The sequence below is a fragment of the Streptomyces sp. NPDC048106 genome (assembly GCF_040706415.1).
Classification (GTDB): Bacteria; Actinomycetota; Actinomycetes; order Streptomycetales; family Streptomycetaceae; genus Streptomyces.
Map to the genome: position 1 here is coordinate 78,642 of NZ_JBEZND010000017.1, position 13,205 is coordinate 91,846.

The following is a 13,205-nucleotide window of genomic DNA, read 5'->3' on the forward strand; positions in this document are numbered from 1 at the left end:
CGTCGCGGGTAGCCGCCCTGGAGAGGCACGAGCACCCCATGCGTCATCCGCCCGACCTGTGGGTAGGGATATATGCCACGCACCGCCTGATAACCGACGGCGCCCTCAATTGCTCGTTGCCGCATTCCAGTTCGACAGGAAGAATTGAGATCCGCTCCCCGCACGGTCCGTCCGTGGTCCGGTTGGGCTTCGCTGCGGTGCGCGGTCCCCTGATCCGACCTCGCCCGCTGTGTGGGCGCGTAGCCGAAGGGAGGAACGTGACCTTCGGATTCGCCTCGTCCCCGGCGGCCTCGTCGTCGACGTCCGCCGCCTCCGCCAGCCGCGTGCTGGAGCCGGCGGAGTGGGCCGCTGCCGGGATTCCGTTGCTACGCAACCCCCGTGAGGTCGTCAGCGGGCTGCACGTCCGGCATCGTCCGCGGCCGTCCACGGCGGTCGTGGCCGTTCTCGGCCCGGACGAACGGCTGTGCGCCAGCGCCTCGTTCACACGCCTGGCCGCCCCCGCGGACGGCTGGATGTTCCGCAATGCCCTGCTGTCCCAGTTGCGCCGGGTCATACCGCACGACCTGCGCCGCCGTACCCCGGTGCGCACCGCCGTCCTGCTCTACTGCCGTGAGGGCGACGCGCGTTGGACCGAGGAGGACGGTGCCTGGATGTGGGGGCTGCGTGACGCCTGCACCCTGCACGGGCTGCGGTGCGGTGCGTACATCACGCTGACCCACGACGGCTGGCAGGTGCTGGGCGAGGGGCGCGGCGGACGCCGTCCCAACGCCCATTCGGCGCCTGAGCCGTTCGCCACGGCGGACGCCCCGCCGCCCGTGCCCCGTACCGGCGGGCCGGTCTCCGAGGTCCTGCGCCGGGCCGCGGCCCGCTGAGGCGGCGGCACGGATCCGGCCGACCGGCGGCCGCACATCGGCCAGGCGCCCGGCATTGCCGGGTGCCTCCCACCGGGAGGCCCAGCGCCCCGACTTCACACGGCCGGGGCGACAGGAACCGAGGACTCCGACCGGTTCGGTCGGCCTGCCCTGACGGCCGTACGGCCTGCACCGGTCGTACCGGACCCGCGGATATGCCGAAGGGCGCACCGTGCGGTGCCCCCCTCAGGCGGCGGCCGACTTCAGGTGCCCGACGGGTGGTTCAGACGCCGGTGCCCAGGAGCGAGTTGATCTGCTGCGGGTCACCGCAGACGATCAGCAGGGCTCCCGCCCGGGCGTGGGCCAGCGGCAGGACGTCGGCGGCGGCGGAGCCCCCGTTGACGGCCACGACGACCACCGGGCGGGATGCGGCACGGGAGGCGATGGCGGCGTCCGTGTAGAAGACGTCGTCACCCGCGTCGTGCTGGGCCCAGTAGGCGGCTTCGCCGAAGGTCAGTTCGTGCTCGGCCCACGGGTGCTGGGCACCCGTGGTGATCACGAGCACGTCGCCGGGGGCACGGCCCGCTTCCAGCAGTACGTCGACGGCCTCCTCGGCGGCGTCGATCGCGCCCTCGGCCGAGGCCGGGATCAGCTGGATCTGCGGACCCGCGGCGGAGGCGGGGGTGGCCGGACCGGAAGGCCCGGGACTGGCCGGAGTCACGTCACGCGGCGTGCGCTGCACCGGCGGCGTGGGCCGCTGAGGGCCGGGACGACCGGGGCGGGACGGCGCCGCGGGACGGGGGCCGGGTACGGGGCGAGGGGTCGGCGCGGTGCGGCCGCTGGCGGGCGTGGCGCGGGGACCCTGGGCACTCTCGTGAATCTGAGGCTCCTCGGGAATGAGAGGCATGAGCTGATTTTTATCAAACGTTGAAGTGGCACTGACGACGGGGTGGCACATCAGTGCGATCGGAACCGTCAGAAGTCGAAGCCGAGCTGACCCTCGATTTCCGGAACGCTCCCGTCCGCCCTGTTGCGGACCTTCTTGAGATGCCGCCACTGGGGCAGCGCATCAAGATACGCCCACGACAAACGGTGGTGCGGGGTGGGGCCCCGCTCTTCCAGTGCGGCCTTGTGCACGGGCGACGGATACCCGGCGTTGTCCGCAAACCCGAAGTCTGCATGGTCGACAGCCAGTTCGGCCATCATTTTGTCGCGCTGAACCTTGGCGATCACCGAGGCCGCCGCGACGGCGACGCACGAGCGATCGCCCTTGATCACCGTACGCACCTGCCACGGGGCACCGAGATAGTCGTGCTTCCCGTCGAGGATCACGGCGTCGGGGTGGACCGGCAGGGCGTCCAGGGCGCGGACCGCGGCGAGCCGCAGCGCGGCCGTCATCCCCATGCCGTCGATCTCCTCGGGCGAAGCATGCCCCAGCGCGTAGGCCGTCACCCACGCCCGCAGGATCTCGTCCAGTTCGGTGCGCCGTTTGACGGTCAGCAGCTTGGAGTCGGTCAGGCCCATGGGCGGCCGGCGCAGTCCGGTGATCGCCGCGCAGACGGTGACGGGCCCGGCCCAGGCGCCGCGCCCCACCTCGTCGACACCGGCGATGACCTTCGCTCCGGTCGTGGCACGCAGGGAGCGCTCGACGGTGTGAGTAGGAGGTTCGTACGGCATGGCGCCCTTAGATTACGCCGCCGGGAGCGTCGGCCGACACCCCGGTCGGCCATGCGACGGCGGGAGCGCCGGCCGGTCGGTGGCCGTAGCGGAATCCAGGTTCTCGAATTTGCTGGCGCGCACGGGAAGCGAGGGCGGCAGCCGACGGCAAGTGGACGCGGAGAACGAGCCGCCGACCGCGTCGGACTGGCCCTAACTCCGGTTCCTCGAACCATGGTTGATCCAGATGCAAGAACCCATTGACTACTCCACCCCACCCGTCCCGCAAGGGCGCCCTCCCGAGGAGAGTCGCATCCGCGAATCGCGCGCATCCGGCCGTATATACCAGTAGGTACGGCCGTCAGAGCGTCTGCGGCACCCAGTCGGGCAGTGCCTCCGCCCGCTGCGTCCACTCGGCGGGCGGGGCCCCCGCCTTGCCCGCCGCGAGGACTCCGCCCACGATCGCGCAGGTGGTGTCCACATCGCCGCCCACCCGGGCCGTCGTCCAGAACGCCGTCTCGAAGTCGCCGAGGCCCCGCGCGGCGGACCACAGCGCGAAGGGCACGGTGTCGTGGGCGCTCCTCCGCCGTCCGCAGCCCAGCACCGCGGCGACGGTGACCGCGTCGCCGTAGTCGAGCATGTCGCGGGCGCGGCGCAGGCCCTGGCCGACCGCGCTCTTCGGGACGAGCGCGATCACTCCGTCGAGGAGGGCCTCGGGTGTGGGCGGCCCGTCCGGCGAACCGGCCAGCGCCGCGGCCGCCGCCACCGCCATGGCACCGACCACCGCCTCCCGGTGCTGGTGCGTGGGGTAGGCCGAGATCTCCGCCTGGTGGGTGGCCTGCTCCGGATCGTCCGCGTACCAGGCGCCCAGGGGCGCGGTCCGCATCGCCGCGCCGCTGCCCCAGGAGCCCCTCCCGTGGAAGAGGGCGGCGGCCGGCCCGCGCCAGTCCTCGCCCTGCCGGACGAGGCTCAGCAGCCGGCTCGCCGTGGGCCCGTAGCCCCGGTCCGGGTCGTGGTGGTCGGCGAAGGAGCGGGCCAGGGCGTCCTGGTCGACGCGCTGGTGCGCGGCGAGCACGGCGAGGACGGAACAGGCCATCTCGGTGTCGTCCGTCCACGGCCAGGGCCCGGCCGGCAGCTCGCGGCGCTTGAGCAGGGGGTGGTTGGCGGGGACGAAGAACTGGGCACCCAGGGCGTCCCCGACGGCCAGCCCGCGCAGGCTCGCCAGGGCGCGCTCGTGGCGTCCACGGGGGGAGAAGTGTGCGGTCATCGCTCTGTCACTCTATCCGTTGGCCCAGTCCGGCACCGGTTCACGCCAGCGTTCGAAGGGCCGGTCGAGTGTGTACCTGCCGTCCTCGCCGAGGACGAGCATCCGCATCTCGGCGTTGTCCGGGTTGGACAGCGACTCGAATTCCGCGACCGTCCAGTGGAACCAGCGCATGCAGAACAGCCGCATCGCGAGCCCATGGGTCACCAGGAGCACGTTGGGCGGGTGGTCGGGGGCCTCGAAGCTGCGGAACAGGCTCTCCAGGAAGCCGCCGACCCGGTCGTAGACGTCGGCGCCGGACTCGCCCTGCGGGAAGCGGAAGAAGAAGTGGCCGTAGGCGTCGCGGTAGGCCTTCTGCAGGCGTACGTCGTCGCGGTCCTGCCAGTTGCCCCAGTCCTGCTCGCGCAGCCGGGGCTCCTCGCGGACGCGTATGAGGCCGGGGTCGAGCTGGAAGGCGCTGAGGGTCTCGTGGGTGCGGCGGTACGGGGAGACGTACACGCTCACCTGTTCGGGGCCGAACAGCTCCCGGAGCCGTTTGCCGGTCTCCTCCGCTTGCCGCCGGCCCAGCTCGGTCAGCGCCAGGGCGTGGTCCGGCTCGCGCTCGTACACGGAGTCGTCGGTGTTGCCCGTCGACTCGCCGTGCCGGACAAGGACGATGCGCCGTGGTCGTGCCATGCCAAAACCCTAGAGCGAGCGGCGGGCAACCGAGCACTCGTACCGGGCTTGTACAGCGTAAGTCACAGATCGGATTACGGACCGACCGGCCGGAATCCCCGTTCTAGACCGTCCAGGACGGTTCCAGGTCGACGATGTCGCCGGAGAGGGCCGAGATGTCCGCCTCGGTCTGGGCGCGCAGGGCGAGGCGCTCCACCCGTTCGGTGCGGTACTTGCCGTGTTCGGCGGCCGCCCGCCACATCGACAGGATCAGGAACTCCTGCTCGGGTGCCTCGGCGAACATCCCGCGGATCATGCCGGGCGAGCCCGCCATCGCCGGGTTCCAGACCTTCTCCTGCATGAGGGTGAAGTGCTCCACCCGCTCCTCGTGGACCCGGCACAGGGCCAGTCTGAGCAGGTCGGAGTCGGTGAAGCGCGGTTCGAAGCCGGTCTTCACGTCGAAGCGGTACTCGAACAGTTTGACCTGGGCGTTCTTGAAGGTGCCGACCTGGGCGGCCGCCAGCCGGTCGTGGGAGCGGGCCATGAAGGAGTCGTAGAAGGCGCGGCTCTCCCAGAAGGCGACGATGTGCGCCACCTCCGGCCGCCGCCGGCTCCAGCCTCCGCCCTGTCCCCGGAAACCCGGCTCTCCCGGGAGCCCCGCCCATTTCCGCTGTCCCCGCTCGAACCCCCGGCGGTCCACCACGGTGCAGCGAATCCACTTGACCAGCACCGCGCCATCGTAAGGCCACCGGGCGTGGCGCCGGTCACGCTCCGGTGGAGTTCGTTCGCGCGCTCGGCCCGCCGTACGTGGCACGATGTGCAAGGATCCTCGGCTGCAGCACGGGAGTTGGGGACGAGGTGCCCACAGGGAAGGGGAGGCCCGGTGCCCGGTTTCAGCAAGGGAATGGACAAGGTCGAGGTCGCGGTCAAATGGGATCCCAGTCCCGCGGGCACGCCGCCCACCGATCTCGACATCATCGCCGCGACCTTCGAGACGGGCGACCCGTACGGGACCCCGGCCTATCTGGTGCACTTCGACAGCCGTTCGCCCGACGGCACCATCTTCCTCAACCGCGACAGCACCGACGGCAGGGGCTTCGGCTGGGACGAGGTCATGACCCTGGAGGTCGACCGGCTCAGCGAGCGCTACGCCCGTGTCGTGGTGGGCGTCGTCATCCAGCAGCAGCCCGCCCGCCGCACGTTCGCGGGTGTCCTCAACCCCGCCATGCGCGTGCGCGAGGGCTACACCGTCCTCTCCCAGGACGACTTCTCCTCGGTCCATGACGCCACCGCCGCCACCATCGCCGAGTTCGTCCGCAACGACTCCGGTGAATGGATCTTCCGCCCCGGCGTCCACGGCTTCCACGAGGACCCGGAGACCTTCACCCGCGTCATGGGGCGCGCGCACTAGTCGCAGACGCCGCCTGCTCGGCGAGGCGCGGGGCGGGGCGGGCGGCCCGGCGTGACGAAGGGGACCGGCCAGTGGCCGGTCCCCTTCGTGCGCTGCTGGTCAGCTACGGAGGCGGGCTACACGCCGGACGTCGCGTCCGGCGCGGTGCCGCCCGGTGTCAGCTGCAGCCGCTCGTCGAGCCGCAGCCCTCGCAGATGTAGCAGGAGCCGGCGCGCTGCATCTTGGTGCCGCAGGAGAAGCAGAGCGGGGCGTCGGCCTGGATGCCCAGCTGCATCTCCACCAGTTCCGCGTTGGTGTGGGCCTGCTTCGGGGCGGGCTTGGCCACCTCGGTCTCGGCCCTCGGGGCGGCGACGGCCTTCGGCTCCTGGGCGCGGGGCGCGGACTGGGCCAGGCCCTCGACGTCGACCTCGTCGTCGTCGAGCGACTGCTCGTAGGAACCGGTCTCCAGGTGCCGCTGGCGCTCCTCGGCGGAGTGGATGCCGAGCGCGGAGCGGGTCTCGAAGGGCAGGAAGTCCAGCGCCAGGCGGCGGAAGATGTAGTCCACGATGGACTGCGCCATCCGCACGTCCGGGTCGTCCGTCATGCCGGCCGGCTCGAAGCGCATGTTGGTGAACTTCGAGACGTACGTCTCCAGCGGCACGCCGTACTGGAGGCCGACGGAGACCGCGATGGAGAAGGCGTCCATCATGCCCGCGAGGGTCGAGCCCTGCTTGGACATCTTCAGGAAGACCTCGCCGAGACCGTCGTCCGGGTAGGAGTTGGCGGTCATGTAGCCCTCGGCGCCGCCGACGGTGAAGGACGTGGTGATGCCGGGACGACCCTTCGGGAGGCGCTTGCGGACCGGGCGGTACTCGACGACCTTCTCGACCGCGGTACGGATCGTGCCCTCGGCCTTCTCGGCGATCTCGGCCTTCTCCTCCTCCTTCTTCTTGGCGGAGAGCGGCTGGCCGACCTTGCAGTTGTCGCGGTAGATCGCGAGCGCCTTGACGCCGAGCTTCCAGGCCTCGAAGTAGATCTCCTCGACCTCCTCGACGGTCGCCGTCTCCGGCATGTTGACCGTCTTGGAGATCGCGCCGGAGATCCACGGCTGGATCGCGGCCATCATCCGGACGTGGCCCATCGGGGAGATGGCCCGCTCGCCCATGGCGCAGTCGAACACCTCGTAGTGGTCCTGCTTGAGACCGGGCGCGTCGATCACGTTGCCGTGCTCGGCGATGTGGGCGACGATCGCCTCGATCTGCTCCTCCTGGTAACCCAGGCGGCGCAGGGCCTGCGGCACGGTGCCGTTGACGATCTGCATCGAGCCGCCGCCGACCAGCTTCTTGAACTTCACGAGCGCCAGGTCGGGCTCGACACCGGTGGTGTCGCAGGACATCGCCAGACCGATGGTGCCGGTCGGGGCGAGCACGGACGCCTGGGCGTTGCGGAAGCCGTTCTTCTCGCCGAGGCGGACCACGTCCTGCCAGGCCTCCGTGGCGGCGGCCCACACCGGGGTGTCCAGGTCGTCCATGCGCACGGCCTTGCCGTTGGCGTCGGCGTGCTGCTTCATGACGCGCTGGTGGGCGTCGGCGTTGCGGGCGTAGCCGTCGTACGCGCCGACGACCGCGGCCAGTTCGGCGGAGCGGCGGTAGGCGGTGCCCGTCATCAGGGAGGTGATGGCGCCGGCCAGGGCGCGGCCGCCCTCGGAGTCGTACGCGTGGCCGGTGGCCATCAGCAGGGCGCCGAGGTTGGCGTAGCCGATGCCGAGCTGGCGGAAGGCGCGGGTGTTCTCGCCGATCTTCTGGGTCGGGAAGTCCGCGAAGCAGATCGAGATGTCCATCGCGGTGATGACCAGCTCGACGACCTGCTGGAAGCGCTCGGTCTCGAAGGACTGGTGGCCCTTGCCGTCGTCCTTCAGGAACTTCATCAGGTTCAGCGAGGCCAGGTTGCAGGACGTGTTGTCCAGGTGCATGTACTCGCTGCACGGGTTCGACGCGGTGATCCGGCCGGACTCGGGGCAGGTGTGCCAGTTGTTGATCGTGTCGTCGTACTGGATGCCCGGGTCGGCGCAGGCCCACGCGGCCTCGGCGATCTTGCGGAAGAGCGCCTTGGCGTCGACCTCCTCGATGACCTCGCCGGTCATCCGGGCGCGCAGCCCGAAGTCGCCGCCCGCCTCGACGGCCTTCATGAACTCGTCGTTCACGCGGACCGAGTTGTTGGCGTTCTGGTACTGGACGGACGCGATGTCGTCCCCGCCCAGGTCCATGTCGAAGCCCGCGTCGCGCAGGACGCGGATCTTCTCCTCCTCCTTCACCTTGGTCTCGATGAAGTCCTCGATGTCGGGGTGGTCGACGTCGAGCACGACCATCTTGGCGGCGCGGCGGGTGGCGCCACCGGACTTGATGGTGCCGGCGGAGGCGTCGGCACCGCGCATGAAGGAGACCGGTCCCGAGGCGTTGCCGCCCGAGGAGAGCAGTTCCTTGGAGGAGCGGATGCGGGAGAGGTTCAGGCCGGCACCGGAGCCGCCCTTGAAGATCATGCCCTCTTCCTTGTACCAGTCGAGGATCGACTCCATGGAGTCGTCGACGGACAGGATGAAGCAGGCCGAGACCTGCTGGGGCTGCGGGGTGCCGACGTTGAACCACACCGGGCTGTTGAAGCTGAAGATCTGGTGCAGGAGCGCGTAGGCCAGCTCGTGCTCGAAGATCTCCGCGTCGGCGGGCGAGGCGAAGTACTTGTGGTCCTCACCGGCCTTCCGGTACGTCTTCACGATGCGGTCGATCAGCTGCTTGAGGCCGGTCTCGCGCTGCGGGGTGCCGACGGCACCACGGAAGTACTTGCTGGTGACGATGTTGACCGCGTTCACCGACCAGAAGTCGGGGAACTCGACGCCACGCTGCTCGAAGTTGACCGAGCCGTCGCGCCAGTTGGTCATGACGACGTCACGGCTCACCCACTCGACCTCGTCGTACGGGTGCACGCCGGGGGTGGTGTGGATGCGCTCGATGTGCAGTCCCTTGTTTCCCGCCTTGCCGCCCTTGGCTCGGGAATTTCGTGCCGGACCGCTCGCCGTCTCTGTCATGCCGCCTCCCTGTACGGGCAAAAACGCCCAGAAGTGCCCCGATTGTTCCCGTGGCACGGTGTTCTGTCATGTGTTGCGGGCACCCTCAGCTGCCACCCGCAACAGGTCTTCGGTCGCCGCCTCGCGGCCGGATTCCGGGCCCTCTCCCGGTCTCCGGCGCGCCGGTCAGTCGGCGGCGCGCGCGGGCCGGGGGACCTCGGAGGTCCCGCCGCTCCCGCGTTCGTCTTCCTGGCTCCCCGCGGCCGTCCCGTCGGTCTCGTCCGGCTCGTCCGCCCCGGCCGCGGCGGGGCCGCGCTTCGTCTGCCTCAGTTCCGCGATGGCGGCCTCGAAGTCGTCGAGCGAGTCGAACGCCCGGTAGACCGAGGCGAACCTCAGATAGGCGACGAGGTCGAGCTCCTGGAGCGGACCGAGGATGGCCAGACCCACGTCATGGGTGGTCAGCTCGGCGCTCCCGGTGGCCCGCACCGCCTCCTCGACCCGCTGGCCGAGCTGGGCGAGCGCGTCCTCGGTGACGGGCCGCCCCTGGCACGCCTTGCGTACGCCGTTGATGACCTTGGTACGGCTGAAGGGCTCGGTGACCCCGGACCGCTTCACCACCATGAGCGAGCAGGTCTCCACGGTCGTGAAACGACGGGAGCAGTCGGGGCACTGGCGGCGCCTGCGGATCGACGTGCCGTCGTCGGTCGTACGGCTGTCGACCACCCGGCTGTCGGAATGCCTGCAGAAGGGACAGTGCATGATCTCCAACCCTCCTCACAGCAGACTCAACAGCCTCGTCGAGTCCCAGGGGCCCCGCGAAGCAGCCCTAAGCATAGGCGATCGTGGAGCCGTCTCCGACCGGGGGGACCACAACTTGTGGGCCGCTGCAGCCATCCAACCACTAGATGTGGGGATCGGCTCATTCGCCGAGGCCGGACCGCGTGTCGGGCGGGAAGAGGCGGGACGGGACACCCCCGCGGCGAAGCGGACGCCCTCGCCCCAGCCCCGGACACCCCTTCCGGAGAACCCGGGCGTCCCTTCCGGAGAACCCGGGCGTCCCTTCCGGAGAACCCGGGCGTCCCTTCCGGAGAACCCGGGCGTCCCTTCCGGAGTGACACGCGGGCGCGGGACCGCACCGCTGTGAGGCTTACGGAGATACCGTGGGCGCCGCACGGAGGATGCGTAGGACTCCGGCGCAGAACGGACCCCTCGTCCCGGCGGGCCGGGTTCCGGATGGCAGACTGGGGAAGCACTCACGAGGTCGGCAACCCCGGCGGAAAAGAGTACAACGCACAAAAAGAGCGCTTTCGGTCACCCGCTGCCGCGTCAGCCATACACCCAAACACCCGATCGCAACAGGTGAATCGCACTTTTTCACTCGAACGTGTGTTTGGCGCAACCTTTCGAAAGCAACTACCGTTGTCCAGCAGGGAGACCATCGAGAGGGGCCGACGTGACCACCACCGCAGACAGTGCCACCATCACCGCCCAGGACCGCTCCCAGGGCCGGGTCGAGCCGGTACACGCGATGAACGAAGCCACGAATCCCGAGGGGCAGCGGCGCTCCCTGCCGGGCCGACCTCCAGGCATCCGGGCGGACAGCTCCGGACTCACCGACCGGCAGCGCCGGGTGATCGAGGTCATCAGGGACTCCGTGCAGCGGCGGGGCTATCCGCCGTCGATGCGGGAGATCGGCCAGGCCGTCGGCCTCTCCAGCACCTCCTCCGTGGCACACCAGCTGATGGCACTGGAGCGCAAGGGCTTCCTGCGCCGCGACCCGCACCGCCCGCGCGCCTACGAGGTGCGCGGCTCCGACCAGGCCGTGTCGGTGCAGCCCACGGACACCACCGGCAAGCCCGCCGCGTCGTACGTCCCGCTGGTCGGCCGGATCGCCGCCGGTGGTCCGATCCTCGCCGAGGAGTCCGTGGAGGACGTCTTCCCGCTCCCCCGCCAGCTTGTCGGCGACGGTGAGCTGTTCGTCCTGAAGGTCGTCGGCGACTCCATGATCGAGGCCGCGATCTGCGACGGCGACTGGGTCACCGTCCGCCGCCAGCCGGTCGCGGAGAACGGCGACATCGTGGCCGCCATGCTCGACGGCGAGGCCACGGTGAAGCGCTTCAAGCGCGAGGACGGCCACGTCTGGCTCCTCCCGCACAACGCGGCCTACGAGCCGATCCCCGGCGACGACGCCACCATCCTGGGCAAGGTGGTCGCCGTACTGCGGCGCGTGTGACGCCCGCGGCGAGCGGACCCCCGCTCGCTCCCTGACCGGGCCCCGGAACCTCTGCGCCGGTTCCGGGGCCCTGCCTTGCCTACGGCATGCTCACTCGGCCTCCGCCTGCTTGGCCGCCGCGTCGATCGCCGACAGCGACCGGCGGACCTGGTCGCGGTCCGTGGTGTACCAGAAGTCCGGCAGGGACGCCTTGAGATACCCGCCGTACCGCGCCGTGGCCAGCCGCTGGTCCAGTACGGCGACGACGCCCCGGTCGCCCGACGCGCGGACGAGGCGGCCGGCGCCCTGGGCCATCAGCAGGGCCGCGTGGGTGGCGGCCACCGCCATGAACCCGTTGCCCCCCGCGTCCTCCACCGCCTTCTGGCGGGCGCTCATCAGCGGGTCGTCGGGGCGGGGGAACGGGATCTTGTCCATGACGACCAGCTGGCAGCTTGGCCCGGGGACGTCCACGCCCTGCCACAGCGACAGCGTGCCGAAGAGGCAGGTCTTCGGGTCGGCCGCGAAGTTCTTGATCAGCTCGCCGAGCGTCTCCTCGCCCTGGAGCAGGATCGGGTACTCCGGGATCCGCGAGCGCAGCTCCTCGGCGGCGAGCTGGGCGGCCCGCATGGAGGAGAACAACCCGAGGGTGCGGCCGCCGGCCGCCTGGATCAGCTCCGTCAGCTCGTCGAGCATGTCACCGCGCTCGCCGTCCCGCGCGGGGCGGGCCAGGTGTCTGGCGACGTACAGGATGCCCTGCTTGCGGTAGTCGAAGGGGGAGCCGACGTCGACGCCCTTCCACTGCGGCAGGTCCTCGCCCTCGACGCCCTCGGGGCCGAGTCCGAGGGAGGCGCCGACGCCGTTGAAGTCGCCGCCCAGCTTGAGGGTGGCGGAGGTGAGGACGACGGCGCGGTCGGCGAACAGCTTCTCCCTGAGCAGCCCGGAGACGGACATGGGGGCGATGCGCAGGGAGGCGCCGAAGCGGTCGTGCCGCTCGTACCAGACGACGTCCCACTCGGAGCCGTTCAGCACGCGCTCCGCCACGTCGTGGACCGCCTCGACCGAGGCCAGGGCCTGCTTGCGGACGGCGTCCTCGTCCTGGACGGACTTGTCGCGGGTGGCGCCGATCGCGGAGATCACCGTACGGGCGGCGTCCCGCAGCGTCATCAGCGCGTAGCCGAGGTCCTCGGGGATCTCCTCCAGGCGGCCCGGCAGCGCCAGCTCCATCAGCCGCTCGAACCCCTCGGCGGCGGTCTGGAGCTGGTCGGCCGCCTTCTCGTTGACGAGTTTCGCGGCGCGGCGCACGGCGCGGTTGACCTGGCCGGGGGTCAGCTCGCCGGTGGCGACGCCGGTGACCCGGGAGACGAGTTCATGCGCCTCGTCCACGATCAGCACCTCGTGCTGGGGCAGCACCGGGGCGCCCTCGATGGCGTCGATGGCCAGCAGCGCGTGGTTGGTGACGACGACCTCGGCGAGCTTGGCGCGCTCGCGGGCCGCCTCCGCGAAGCACTCGGCGCCGTACGCGCACTTGGTGGCGCCGAGGCACTCCCGCGAGGACACCGACACCTGCGCCCAGGCGCGGTCCGAGACGCCCGGGGTGAGGTCGTCCCGGTCGCCGGTCTCGGTCTCGTCCGACCAGTCCCGCAGCCGCAGCAGGTCCTGGCCCAGTCTGCTGGTGGGCGCGGCCGCCTCGAACTGGTCGAAGAGGCCGTCCTCCTCGTCCTGGGGCATGCCCTCGTGCAGCCGGTGCAGGCAGAGGTAGTTGGAGCGGCCCTTGAGCATGGCGAACTCGGGGCGGCGGCGCAGCAGCGGGTGCAGGGCGTCGACCGTGCGCGGCAGGTCGCGCTCCACCAGCTGGCGCTGGAGAGCGAGGGTGGCCGTCGCGACGACCACTCTCTCCCCGTGCGCGAGCGCGGGCACGAGATAGCCCAGCGACTTTCCGGTGCCGGTGCCGGCCTGGACCAGCAGATGGGATCCGTCGTCGATCGCCTCGGCGACCGATTCGGCCATGGTCACCTGGCCGGGGCGCTCCGTGCCGCCGACCGCGGCGACGGCGGCATGCAGGAGTTCGGAGAGTGAGGGCTTCGTCATAGCCCGACCAGCCTACGGCCCGGGACCGA

The 13,205-nt window shown here is 70.8% G+C and carries 11 protein-coding genes; 3 read left to right on the top strand and 8 right to left on the bottom strand.

The annotated features are described in order from the left end of the window. Positions 1–257: 257 nt before the first annotated feature. Entirely contained in the window at positions 258–872 is a 615-nt protein-coding gene (locus AB0927_RS19200; protein WP_366668809.1) for a hypothetical protein, read from the top strand. Positions 873–1,134: 262 nt separating this feature from the next. On the opposite strand, the gene AB0927_RS19205 is transcribed toward AB0927_RS19200, so the two are convergent. From AB0927_RS19205 to AB0927_RS19225, 5 genes are all read right to left on the bottom strand, one after another. Beyond that, entirely contained in the window at positions 1,135–1,758 is a 624-nt protein-coding gene (locus AB0927_RS19205) for a hypothetical protein (RefSeq protein WP_366668811.1), read from the bottom strand. Between the two features lie 68 nt (positions 1,759–1,826). Beyond that, positions 1,827–2,528, bottom strand: coding sequence for a ribonuclease HII (locus AB0927_RS19210; protein ID WP_366668813.1), 702 nt, complete (start codon positions 2,526–2,528; stop codon positions 1,827–1,829). 340 nt (positions 2,529–2,868) lie between these two features. Then, positions 2,869–3,774, bottom strand: coding sequence for an ADP-ribosylglycohydrolase family protein (locus tag AB0927_RS19215; protein ID WP_366668814.1), 906 nt, complete (start codon positions 3,772–3,774; stop codon positions 2,869–2,871). Between the two features lie 12 nt (positions 3,775–3,786). Further along, complete coding sequence (locus tag AB0927_RS19220) at positions 3,787–4,446, bottom strand: histidine phosphatase family protein (RefSeq protein ID WP_366668816.1); 660 nt, start codon at positions 4,444–4,446, stop codon at positions 3,787–3,789. 103 nt (positions 4,447–4,549) lie between these two features. Further along, positions 4,550–5,155 (bottom strand): YdbC family protein, encoded by a 606-nt coding sequence (locus tag AB0927_RS19225; protein WP_366668817.1) that lies wholly within the window; start codon positions 5,153–5,155, stop codon positions 4,550–4,552. A 153-nt stretch (positions 5,156–5,308) separates the two neighbouring features. Here AB0927_RS19225 and AB0927_RS19230 point away from each other — a divergent pair, with 153 nt between their 5' ends. Next, entirely contained in the window at positions 5,309–5,836 is a 528-nt protein-coding gene (locus tag AB0927_RS19230) for a TerD family protein (protein ID WP_366668818.1), read from the top strand. A gap of 157 nt (positions 5,837–5,993) precedes the next feature. On the opposite strand, the gene AB0927_RS19235 is transcribed toward AB0927_RS19230, so the two are convergent. Further along, on the bottom strand, positions 5,994–8,897 hold the full coding sequence (locus AB0927_RS19235; protein WP_366668819.1) for a vitamin B12-dependent ribonucleotide reductase: 2,904 nt from the start codon (positions 8,895–8,897) through the stop codon (positions 5,994–5,996). Between the two features lie 165 nt (positions 8,898–9,062). After that, entirely contained in the window at positions 9,063–9,635 is a 573-nt protein-coding gene (gene nrdR, locus AB0927_RS19240) for a transcriptional regulator NrdR (protein ID WP_366668820.1), read from the bottom strand. A 694-nt stretch (positions 9,636–10,329) separates the two neighbouring features. On the opposite strand from nrdR, the gene lexA reads away from it, so the two are divergent. Continuing rightward, entirely contained in the window at positions 10,330–11,109 is a 780-nt protein-coding gene (lexA, locus tag AB0927_RS19245) for a transcriptional repressor LexA (RefSeq protein WP_366668821.1), read from the top strand. A gap of 90 nt (positions 11,110–11,199) precedes the next feature. Here the strand turns inward: lexA and AB0927_RS19250 are convergent, their stop codons facing one another. After that, complete coding sequence (locus AB0927_RS19250) at positions 11,200–13,176, bottom strand: ATP-dependent DNA helicase (RefSeq protein WP_366668822.1); 1,977 nt, start codon at positions 13,174–13,176, stop codon at positions 11,200–11,202. Positions 13,177–13,205 lie beyond the last annotated feature (29 nt).